The sequence below is a fragment of the Lutibacter sp. genome (genome assembly GCF_030692605.1).
In the GTDB taxonomy this organism is placed as follows: domain Bacteria; phylum Bacteroidota; class Bacteroidia; order Flavobacteriales; family Flavobacteriaceae; genus Lutibacter.
In genome coordinates this window covers 72,235-83,577 of record NZ_JAUYUD010000105.1, presented here as the reverse complement: position 1 = coordinate 83,577, position 11,343 = coordinate 72,235, and the positions used below count along the sequence as shown (strand labels likewise).

Genomic DNA, 11,343 nt, shown 5'->3' with positions numbered 1-11,343 from the left:
AACGTGTTCAACTTCAACAGGAAGTTTTATAATTACAAACTATAATGCTACTTATACCTATGCTGTAACTCCATCAACAGGAGTTACTCAATCAGGAAATACAATTACAGCACCGGCAGGAAGTTATACGGTAACAGCAACCTTAGGATTTTGTGCATCAGGAGGATCTTTACTCGTTCAAATTGTAGCAAATGCAACAAATACTTGGAATGGTTCAGTTGATTCAGATTGGAATACTGATGGAAATTGGTGTAGTGGAGTGCCTAGTGTTTCAAATAATTTGAATGTAATTATACCATCTGGTATAACTAGATATCCAGTATTAAGTGCTGGTTCTAATGGTTATGTCGAAAATATCTTATTAGAAAGTGGCTCCAAATTAACTGTTGATAATAATTATTTATTTATTAAAACAAATCTTACCTTAAATGGGGTAATAGATTTAAATAATGAGTCTCAGTTGATACAAGCAGTAGGTAGCACTTTTAATCCGGCAAGTATAGGATCTATTGAAATAGATCAGCAAGGCACAGGAAATAGTTTTAGATATAACTATTGGGGATCTCCGGTAAATACAAATGGAACTGAATATACCATTGGTGGAGTTTTAAAAGATGGTACTAATACAGCTTTTAGGAGTATTGATTATGGGGCCTCTCACACATATGCTGATGGAGCAGCTTCTATTTCTCCAGCTCTTATAAAATTAAGTACGTATTGGATGTACAAATTAGAAAATTCTGGCCTTGGTTATAGTGCTTGGTTTCGCGTAAGTAATAATTTAAGTTTAAAAATAGGTCAAGGGTTTACAATGAAAGGATCTAATACAAGCGATGCAGAACAAAATTACACCTTTGTTGGTAAACCAAATAATGGCACAATTAATTTAACAGTAAACGGTGGGTTTCATAATTTAATTAGCAATCCTTATCCTTCAGCAATAGATGCAAATCAATTTATTAATGATAATAGCCCAACCGGAACAGCTTCAATTGGAAATAACGGCTCGTTGTATTTTTGGGAACATTATGGAGGAGATACCCATAATTTGTCGGGGTACCAAGCAGGATACGCAACTTACAGTTTGGGTGGCGGAGTTCCAGCATCCGCATATATAGGTTTAGGAGGAGGTTCATCTGTAAAGGGAAAACCAGGCCGTTATATACCTGTTGGGCAAGGCTTTTTTGTTGTTGGTGATGCTGATGGAGGGCAAATTCAATTTAATAACGGCCAACGTATTTTTGTGAAGGAATCGCAGGTAGATGGTTTCGGGAATCCGTATTCAGTTTTTATGAAGCCGAGCAATAGTAACGAAAAAAATGTTAGTTCTGACCTTTCTGATCTTCGACAAAAAATAAGAATAGGTTTCGATGCCCCTAAAATTAATCACCGTCAATTGTTGCTCACTATAGATAAAAATGCAACAAAAGGTATAGATTGGGGATATGATGCACCAATTTATGAAATTTTTGAAGATGATATGTATTGGATATTGGAAGATAAAAAATACGTAATTCAATCAACAAACACGCTAAATTTAGATACTGAATTTGCATTTGGAATTCAAACAAAAAAAGGTGGTTTAATTAAAATAAGTATAGATGAACTTGAAAATATTGACAAAAGTTTTTCCATTTTAATTAAAGACAATCTTACCGGTGAAACCTATAAAATTAACGACCAAGCATTTGAAATTAATTTAGAAAAAGGCGAGTATGTAGATAGATTTTCGTTAGTTTTTCAAACTAGATTATTTACTAAAGACGAAATGACCATAATTGAAGGTGTAAAAGTATTTATGAATAATCACAGTTCAGAATTAACCATAAAAAAAATAGTAGATGCTGATATTACAAGTATTCAATTGGTTAATTATTTAGGACAAACCATACAAACGTGGAAAGGCAATTATACGGCAAGAACGTTAACATTTCCTGTAAAACAAGCCACAGGCGTTTACATTGTTCAAGTGTATACAACTAATGGAAAATTCAGCAAGAAGATAATTATTGAATAATTTGATTTTTAAATCCTATTTAAAAGCAGCCAATCCAGTTATATCTTGTCCTGTGATTAGCAAATGAATATCGTGAGTACCTTCATACGTAATTACACTTTCTAAATTCATCATATGACGCATAATAGAATATTCGCCAGTAATTCCCATTGCGCCGAGTATCTGGCGCGCTTCTCTAGCAATATTAATTGCCATTTCAACATTATTTCGTTTCGCCATAGATATTTGAGCAGTAGTAGCTCTATTCTCGTTTTTAAGCACCCCTAAACGCCAAGTTAATAATTGAGCTTTGGTAATTTCAGTAATCATTTCAGCTAATTTTTTTTGTTGTAATTGTGTTGCTCCAATTGGTTTATCGAATTGAACTCGTTGTTTTGAATAACGCAATGCCGTGTCGTAACAGTCCATAGCAGCTCCAATAGCTCCCCAAGCGATGCCATATCGTGCAGAGTCTAGACAGCCCAGTGGAGCGCCTAAACCATCTTTAAGAGGTAAGATATTTTCTTTTGGAATTTTAACATTGTCAAAAATTAATTCACCTGTTGCAGAAGTTCTTAAAGACCATTTGTTATGTGTTTCAGGTGTTGTAAAACCATTCATACCTCGCTCAACAATTAACCCTTTTATACGACCTTCTTCATTTTTTGCCCAAACAATAGCGATATCTGCAAAAGGGGCGTTTGAAATCCACATTTTTGCACCATTAAGGACATAATGGTTTCCCATGTCTTTAATATTAGTAACCATACCACTTGGATTTGAACCATGGTCTGGTTCTGTTAAACCAAAACAACCTACAAATTCACCACTTGCAAGTTTTGGTAGGTATTTTTGTTTTTGCTCTTCGCTTCCATATTTCCAAATAGGATACATTACTAACGAAGATTGCACCGAAGCTGTAGATCTAACACCTGAATCACCACGCTCAATTTCTTGCATAATTAAACCATAAGAAATTTGATCTAAACCAGCTCCACCGTATTCTTCTGGAATATAAGGCCCAAAAGCACCAATTTCTGCCAAACCTTTAATAATTGAAGTTGGAAATTTGGACTGTTGAGCCGCTTCTTCAATAATAGGAGATACCTCTCTTTTTACCCATTCTCTTGCAGCATTACGCACCAAAAGATGCTCTTCGGTTAATAATTCATCTAGCAAATAATAATCTGGAGCTTGGAATAAATCTTGTGACATATTTTATGTATTTTTAATTCTCACAAATTTAATAATTTATGTCACTTTTAAATTGTTTTATAAATTTCTTTTATGGTTACTTTTGTAGTATAAAGAAAAACATAACAGGAATATTGGTTGGAATAGTAGCAGTTTTGATTTATTAACAATAAGGTTATTCATTTTGAACACATCAGATTATATCCCATTTTAATTAGTTGGCATGAAATACACATTAGGTAAAATCGAAAAATTAAAAAGCAGAACGGCTATTCAAGATTTATTTTCTGAAGGAAAACGCATCAATGCTTACCCGTTGCAATTGATATATTTACCTTATAGTTTTGACGACAATGCACTTATTAAAGCGGGTTTTTCGGTTCCTAAAAGAAATATTAAATTAGCGGTACACCGAAATAGAATTAAAAGAGTATTGCGCGAAGTATATAGATTGAACAAACAATTATTTATAGAAAATATAAAAACACCTTCTGTATTTATGTTTATTTTTATGGCAAAAGAAGAAATAAATTATGAAGATTTAACCTTGGCTTTTAAAACAATTTCTGCAAAATATTTGATTAAAATAAAAGAAGATGAGCAAAATTAAGAAGATAATTATAGGTTTTTTTGGAGCCATAACTATAATGGTTTCAGTCGGGTTTCAATCAGATTTTTTTGAAATAGCAAAGCAAATAGACATTTATACTACCTTGTTTAAAGAATTAAACAGGTATTATATAGACGAGGTTAATCCAGCAAAAATTACCAACCAAGCTATTAATAATATGCTTCAAAATTTAGATCCATACACAAGATACTACGATGAGCAAAATATTGAAGATGCCAGAATAGAAGCTACTGGAGATTTTGGCAGTATTGGAGCTATTACTTTATTTAAAAATAAGAAACTGAGTGTTAGGGAAATAATTAAAAATTCTCCTGCTGAAAATTCTGGGATAAAACCAGGCGATAATATTATTAAAATTAACGATGTTTTGGTAAAGGATTTTGATGAAAAAGGAGCTGCAATGTTATTAAATGGCGTGCCAAATAGTACGGTAAATCTTCAAATTGAACGCCTACAAAAAATGATGGAATTTACTGTTATTCGAAAAAAAGTGGAAGAAAATCCTGTTCCGTATAGTACAATGCTAGATGCCGAAGTTGGTTATATTGCCTTTACTACATTTAACGCTAAGGCTTCATCAGAAATTAAAAAAGCAATGGAGGCTTTAAAAGATCAAGGAATGAAAAAATTGATTATAGACGTAAGAGGTAATCCCGGGGGATTATTGATGGAAGCGGTTAAAATCACTAATTTTTTCATTCCAAAGGGGAAAACGGTTGTTACTACAAAAGCAAAATTCGAAAAATGGAGTGAAACCTTTAAAACTAATGTTGAACCAATAGAGCCAACCATTCCAATTGCTATTTTAATCAATTATAGTTCCGCTTCTGCTTCCGAAATATTGGCAGGGTCTTTACAAGATTATGATAGAGCGGTAATAGTTGGACAACGTTCTTTTGGTAAAGGATTGGTTCAGAGATTTTTACCATTGTCTTATGGAACTCAAATGAAAATAACGATTTCAAAATATTATACCCCAAGCGGTAGATGCATTCAAGAATTAGATTACACCAATAGAGATGAAAAAGGTACTGTACCTAAATTTTCAGATGTTGGAAGAGAGAAATTAAAAACTGAAAATGGTAGAATTGTATATGGTGGTGGAGGAATTTTACCCGATGTTGAAAGTGCCACTCAAAATCTAACCAAAACAACCGAAACCTTGTTGAATTCTGATGCCCTTTTTAATTATGTAACAGATTATTTTTACAATAATAAAACAATAGCAGAACCTTCAAAATTTAATTTGAATGAATCGAGTTTTGTTTCACTTGAGCGCTATTTAATTAATAATCATTCAAACTTTGAAACAGAAACCGAGTTGGAATTTAAAAAGGCTTTTCAGAAAGCGACTTTAGAAAATTTGAATAAAAATACCACTATTAGTTATGAAAATCTTTTAAAAGAAATTCAGTCTGAAAAAATGAAAGAGTTGGTCAAAAACAAAACTGAAATAACCCATAAATTAACCGAAGAAATTGTTAAAAGATATTACAATGTTGAAGGTGTTTACAAGCAAAAAGTTGCATTTGACACTACCATTATAGACGCAATGGCAATTTTAAACAATCAAAAAAAATATCAATCTATATTAAAGAATTAGTAAAAAAAGTATAAGTAAATCGTTCGAAAGTGAAATTAGCGTTCAACCCTTCACCTTTCACATTTTACCTTTTACCTTTTTCAGAAAGGGCATTAAGCAAATAATAACATAAATTGTATCTTTGCAAACCAAAACATTTATATGGAAAACTCAAAAATAAAAGGAAGAACAAGAGCGCAAGAATCTTCAAGTGCTATTGAGCGTTTATATATTTCTATGCGTCATCTATTTAGTAGAGGATTTTATAAGCCAATGGGCGTTTCTGGAGATGCGCTGAGGCAAGCACTTTTGTTACTTCGGCCTGAAATTTACGGATCTATAGCCGAAGAAAAAGTTGAATTAAACGGATTGGTTTATGTTATCGAAAGGCTTCCTAATGGAATTGACGAATGTCGTTTTATAAATTTAACTTCAGAAGAAGGATATTCAAATTCTCATTTTACCCCAATTATTCCTCCTAAAAGAAAAAGAAATTGTTTTAGAATTGATAAAGATCAAATGAATATAGAGGTAACTCGTGGACGTTCAGAAATATATGATATTTTAACTCACTTGACTTTTTTATTTATAGAATCTCATAAAATAGCAGATCGAGTTCTAATTAATCTAGAGACAGATACCATTAGAGAGTGGAAAAAATTAGAAGAAAATGTGCTTCATAACAGAAAATTATCTAAAGATGAACGCGATATTATGCTGGCTCATGTGGCAAGTATTTTGGGAAGAACTTTTCAAGAAACTCAAAAAGTACACGGTACATTAAGCGAAAAAAATAATCCAGATCGATTCTTTCAGATAATTTATTGGCTTGGTCACATAGCAATACAGGAACGAACAACCAATTTAAAAAGAACCATCACTTTTAGTCCAGTTTTAAGAGAACGAATTGGGCATCATATTTATGGCGAAATTTGGGCAAATAATATTAAGAAGGTGTTGGTTGAAAGCAACTTAATTCATAGACCAATTCATATTATAAGTGCTAATCTGCACAGTGTTATGAATTCTATTTATGCTCCTATTGTTTTAGCAAATCATATAAAAAACGGAGATCTTATTGGTCTTTTTGAACTTTTAAGCAATGATGAAAACGATGATTTAAGAAAGCAAGTTATAACATACGCATCTGAGAACGGATTAACTTATATTAAAGATACATCGGGGACCATTATTAATGTTCAGGTTATTGATACAGATAAAATTGATTTAAGCAAAACAATTTATAGCGAAAATGTTAGTGAAATAGCCGAAGAAAAACCAGTGCTTATAGTTATGGATTATGCTTTTGGTGAGCAAGCCTTTGAAACTATGGACGAATTGTTAAAACCTTATAAAGAAAACGGTGGAAAGTTGCACCTAAATGTAGAATCTATTTCTATAATGGGAAAAGCCGGAATTTTAGAAGGTGGAAAAGGAGATATTATGATTCCTTCTGCACATGTGTTTGAAGGTACAGCCGATAATTACCCATTTAAAAATCAACTAAAAGTAAAAATGTTTAAAGATTGCGGTTTAGCAGTTTATTCTGGAGCTATGATTACCGTGTTAGGAACATCACTTCAAAATAAAGATATTTTGAAATACTTTAATGGTTCTACTTGGAAAGTAACAGGGTTGGAAATGGAAGGAGCGCATTATCAAAAAGCCATTCAGGCTGCGTCTAAAATTAGAGGGAATATATCTAAAAAAGTAAAAGTAATGTATGCATATTACGCTTCAGATAATCCGTTAGAAACTGGAAGTACCTTAGCATCAGGAGGTTTAGGAACAACAGGTGTTAAACCTACCTATGTAATTACTCAAAAAATATTAGAGCAAATTTTTAAATAAAATAAATTTCAGGAAGTAAAAAAGGAATATAAAAATGAATGTACTTATTTTAGGTTCGGGAGGTAGAGAGCATGCATTTGCATGGAAAATAGCACAAAGCAATTTATTAACTCAATTATTTATTGCTCCAGGAAATGCAGGAACCTTAAAATTTGGAATAAATTTAGATGTAAACCCGAACAATTTTAATGATATAAAAAAAGTTGTATTAACCTATAATATCGCATTGGTTGTTGTAGGTCCAGAAGAACCTTTGGTGCTGGGTATTCACGATTTTTTTTTGAAAGATGAACAATTGCATAAAATTGCTGTAATTGGACCTCAACAATATGCTGCACAATTAGAAGGCAGTAAAGAATTTGCCAAGGAGTTTATGTTTAGACACAACATTCCAACAGCCGCGTATAAAAGTTTTACCACTTCAAATTTAGATGAAGGCTATCAATTTTTAGAAACACTACAAGCCCCTTATGTTTTAAAAGCAGATGGATTGGCAGCTGGGAAAGGGGTGTTAATTTTGAATGATTTACAAGATGCTAAAAATGAACTGACAGAAATGTTAGCCCATCAAAAATTTGGTGCTGCAAGTAGCAAAGTGGTTATTGAAGAATTTTTGGATGGTATTGAGCTAAGTTGTTTTGTGTTAACCGATGGGAAATCGTATGTTAATTTACCAACCGCAAAAGATTATAAACGTATTGGCGAAGGAGATAAAGGATTAAATACAGGTGGAATGGGAGCGGTTTCTCCAGTACCTTTTGCTAGCGAAAAGTTATTAAAAAAAATTGAAGAAACTATTATAAAACCTACTATTGAAGGGTTGCAAAAAGATAATATACCTTACAAAGGTTTTATTTTCTTTGGTATTATAAAAGTAGACCAAGAACCTATGGTAATTGAGTACAATTGCCGCATGGGAGATCCTGAAACCGAAGTGGTTATTCCGCTTATTGAAAGTGACTTTTTAGAGTTGTTAATTGCAACGGGTAAGAATGAATTGCACACTAAAACCATTGAGTTAAAACCTGAAAGTGCTTGTACTGTGATGTTAGTTTCTGGTGGATATCCAGAAGATTATGAAAAAGGTAAAGAAATTTTAGGTTTGGAAAAGGTTGAAGATAGCATTGCTTTTCACGCAGGAACAACACTTAAAAATGAAATGGTTTTAACCAATGGAGGAAGAGTAATTGCAGTTACTTCTTTTGGAGAAAATTACAAAGAAGCCTTAAAACAATCCTATAAAAACATTGACAAAATTTGTTTTGAAGGAATGAATTACAGAAAAGATATTGGTTTTGACTTGTAAAAAAAAATTCTTGTTGCACCCTTAAACTGGGGATTAGGTCACGCTACGAGATGCGTACCGATTATTAATGGTTTAATTGAAGCTAATTTTGAGCCTATTATTGCAAGTGACGGAGATTCATTAATATTACTTAAGAAAGAATTTCCTTTTTTAACATCGTATCAACTACCAGCCTATAAAATTTCCTATTCAAAAGGAAAATTTCTTCAATTAAAGTTAATTGCCCAATTACCAAGACTTTTTTTTACACAAAAAAAAGAGAAAAAAGTTGTAGCGCAAATTATTGAAAAAGAAGAAATTATAGGGCTAATTTCAGACAATAGGTTTGGAGTAATTAATGCTAAAATCCCGTCGGTTTATATAACACATCAACTGAATGTTTTATCTGGTTTAACAACCTATTTCACTTCAAAAATACACCAATATCACATTAATAAATATACCGAATGTTGGGTTCCAGATATAAATGAGAATAACAATTTATCTGGTAAATTGAGCCGTTTAGAAAGGGCTAAATTTAAAATTAAACACATTGGAATATTAAGTAGATTTAAAGCAAAGGAACTGCCTTTTAAATACGATATAATTATAGTTTTATCGGGTCCAGAACCGCAACGAAGTTTATTGGAGCAAATATTAATTCAAGAATTCTTAAACTTTAAAGGTACTGTTTTAATGGTAAGAGGTTTATTTAAAAATGAGCCAGACCTAAGAATATCGGAGAGTTTTAATTCGATAAATTATTTAATTGGAGATCAATTACAAGACGCCATAATACAAAGTAAACTGGTAATTTCAAGATCTGGCTATTCTACCATTATGGATTTAGCAGTTTTAGGCAAGAAAGCTTTTTTTATACCAACACCTAGTCAAAAGGAACAATTGTATTTAGCCAAAAGAATGAAAAAATTAGGCATTGCACCAAGTTGTTTTCAGCACGAATTTACCACAGAAAAATTAAAACAAATTGAAAATTTTAAAGGGTTTTCGGTATCAAAACCAGAATTAAATCTTAATCTTTTTAGACTTTTCAATAGTAAATGAAAAGGTCGTACCTTTCTGATATTCACTTTCTAAAAAGATTGATTCATCATGCGATTCAACAATATGTTTTACAATAGATAAGCCAAGTCCAGAACCACCTTGTTCTCTAGACCTACTTTGGTCAACTCTGTAAAATCGTTCAAATACTCTAGCTTGATGTTCTTTTTTAATCCCTTCTCCATTATCTGAAACTTTCACCAATAATTTATGCTCATCAAAAGATTCAAAACTTACTACTGTTGTCCCTTTTGTTTTACCGTATTTAATAGAGTTTACAATTAAATTAGTTAAAACTTGCTCAAAACGCTCTACATCTCCAATTACAATAATATCGGCATGGTATTTTCTATTAAATTGTAGTTTTATAGCTCTTTTTTTAGCCTTCATTTCTAACAACTCAAAAACATCTGTAACCAATTCAACAATGTTAAAAGGCTGTTTGTCTAAATAAAAATCTTCCGATTCTAATTTCGAAATTAAATCTAAATCTTTTACTATTGAAATGAGACGATCAACTCCTTTGTTGGCTCTTTTAAGATATTTTTTAGTTAGTTTTTTATCCTCTAAAGCACCATCTTCTAGGGTAAGTAAATATCCTTGAACTGTAAATAGTGGGGTTTTTAACTCATGAGAAATATTCCCTAAAAACTCTCTTCGATAATTTTCTCTGAGATGTAAATTTTTAATTTGTTGTTGTTTATTTTCGGCAAATTTTTGAACCTCTCTAGATAAAGATGCCATATCCGAAGTCATAGGTGTTTTGTTTAAATCGGACGAATCCAAAATAGAAACGCTGTCGTATATTTTTTTAATTCGTTGAAAAATAAATTTTTCAAGACGGTATTGTATAATTAAAAAAGTAAATAAAAATATTACTGTTGCATGCCAAATAATAAAGAGTGGTTGAAAAGCAGACTCTAAAAAAAAAATAGAAGAAAAAAATATGGCAATCGATGTGAAAAACGAGATTAATATGGATGACCAAAAAGCAAAAGAATATGTTTTTTTAATCTTCATCTAAAACAAATTTATAACCAACACCTTTCACTGTTTTAAAGTAATTATCGCCAATTTTCTCCCTTAATTTTCTAATATGCACATCTATAGTTCTCCCACCAACAATAACATCATTCCCCCAAACCGCGTCTAAAATCTCATCGCGTTTAAAAACTTTACCAGGTTTAGAAGCTAACAAAGAAAACAATTCAAATTCTTTACGAGGCAAAGAAAGTTTTTCACCGTTTTGAATTATTACATACTCTTCTTTATCAATAATGATATTTCCTACAGTTATTTGCTCTTTTTCAACTGAATTATTGTCATAAACCCTTCTTAAAAGTGCTTTTATTTTACTAACTAATAATTTCGGCTTTATTGGTTTTGTAATATAATCATCGGCACCAACATCAAAGCCAGCAACTTGAGAATAATCTTCACCACGTGCAGTAAAAAAGGTGATTAAAACATGTTCAAGTCCTTTGGTGGCTCTTATTTTTTCACAAGCTTCGATACCATCCATTTCGGGCATCATAATATCTAAAATAATGAGGTGTGGATTTACTTTTTTTGCTATTTTTAATGCCTCAACTCCATTTTTTGCCGTATAAATTTTATAATTTTCATTCTTTAAATTGTATCCAACTATTTCTAGAATATCTGGCTCATCATCAACCAATAAAATTTTAATATCAGAATTATTCATAAGTTTTATTTATATAAAATAACATTCAAAAGTACCT

9 protein-coding genes are annotated in these 11,343 nt (G+C 31.7%); 6 read left to right on the top strand and 3 right to left on the bottom strand.

Going from position 1 to position 11,343, the window contains the following annotated elements:
* Positions 1 to 2,017 (top strand): T9SS type A sorting domain-containing protein (locus tag Q8S45_RS10955; RefSeq protein ID WP_305604648.1); only part of this gene is annotated, 2,017 nt, incomplete at its 5' end.
* A 15-nt stretch (positions 2,018 to 2,032) separates the two neighbouring features.
* Here Q8S45_RS10955 and Q8S45_RS10950 read toward each other — a convergent pair.
* The gene (locus Q8S45_RS10950) at positions 2,033 to 3,211 is read right to left on the bottom strand and encodes an acyl-CoA dehydrogenase family protein (RefSeq protein WP_305604646.1); all 1,179 of its coding nucleotides are present in this window, start codon (positions 3,209 to 3,211) and stop codon (positions 2,033 to 2,035) included.
* Positions 3,212 to 3,413: 202 nt separating this feature from the next.
* On the opposite strand from Q8S45_RS10950, the gene rnpA reads away from it, so the two are divergent.
* The 5 genes from rnpA (at position 3,414) to Q8S45_RS10925 (ending at position 9,604) form a co-directional block, all read left to right on the top strand.
* Positions 3,414 to 3,800: a ribonuclease P protein component gene (gene rnpA / locus Q8S45_RS10945; protein WP_305604644.1), complete on the top strand. Its 387-nt coding sequence runs from the start codon at positions 3,414 to 3,416 to the stop codon at positions 3,798 to 3,800.
* The gene (locus Q8S45_RS10940; RefSeq protein ID WP_305604642.1) at positions 3,787 to 5,424 is read left to right on the top strand and encodes a S41 family peptidase; all 1,638 of its coding nucleotides are present in this window, start codon (positions 3,787 to 3,789) and stop codon (positions 5,422 to 5,424) included. The genes rnpA and Q8S45_RS10940 overlap by 14 nt, the downstream gene beginning before the upstream one ends.
* Positions 5,425 to 5,565: 141 nt before the next feature.
* Positions 5,566 to 7,254 carry a hypothetical protein gene (locus Q8S45_RS10935; protein ID WP_305604639.1) on the top strand — a complete coding sequence of 563 codons (1,689 nt, stop codon included), beginning with the start codon at positions 5,566 to 5,568 and terminating at the stop codon, positions 7,252 to 7,254.
* Positions 7,255 to 7,288: 34 nt separating this feature from the next.
* On the top strand, positions 7,289 to 8,560 hold the full coding sequence (purD, locus tag Q8S45_RS10930; protein ID WP_305604637.1) for a phosphoribosylamine--glycine ligase: 1,272 nt from the start codon (positions 7,289 to 7,291) through the stop codon (positions 8,558 to 8,560).
* A 492-nt stretch (positions 8,561 to 9,052) separates the two neighbouring features.
* Positions 9,053 to 9,604: a glycosyltransferase gene (locus Q8S45_RS10925; RefSeq protein ID WP_305604635.1), complete on the top strand. Its 552-nt coding sequence runs from the start codon at positions 9,053 to 9,055 to the stop codon at positions 9,602 to 9,604.
* On the opposite strand, the gene Q8S45_RS10920 is transcribed toward Q8S45_RS10925, so the two are convergent.
* Complete coding sequence (locus tag Q8S45_RS10920) at positions 9,566 to 10,621, bottom strand: cell wall metabolism sensor histidine kinase WalK (protein ID WP_305604633.1); 1,056 nt, start codon at positions 10,619 to 10,621, stop codon at positions 9,566 to 9,568. The genes Q8S45_RS10925 and Q8S45_RS10920 overlap by 39 nt on opposite strands.
* On the bottom strand, positions 10,611 to 11,306 hold the full coding sequence (locus tag Q8S45_RS10915) for a response regulator transcription factor (protein WP_305604631.1): 696 nt from the start codon (positions 11,304 to 11,306) through the stop codon (positions 10,611 to 10,613). Before Q8S45_RS10915 ends, Q8S45_RS10920 begins: the two co-directional genes overlap by 11 nt.
* Between the last annotated feature and the right edge of the window lie 37 nt (positions 11,307 to 11,343).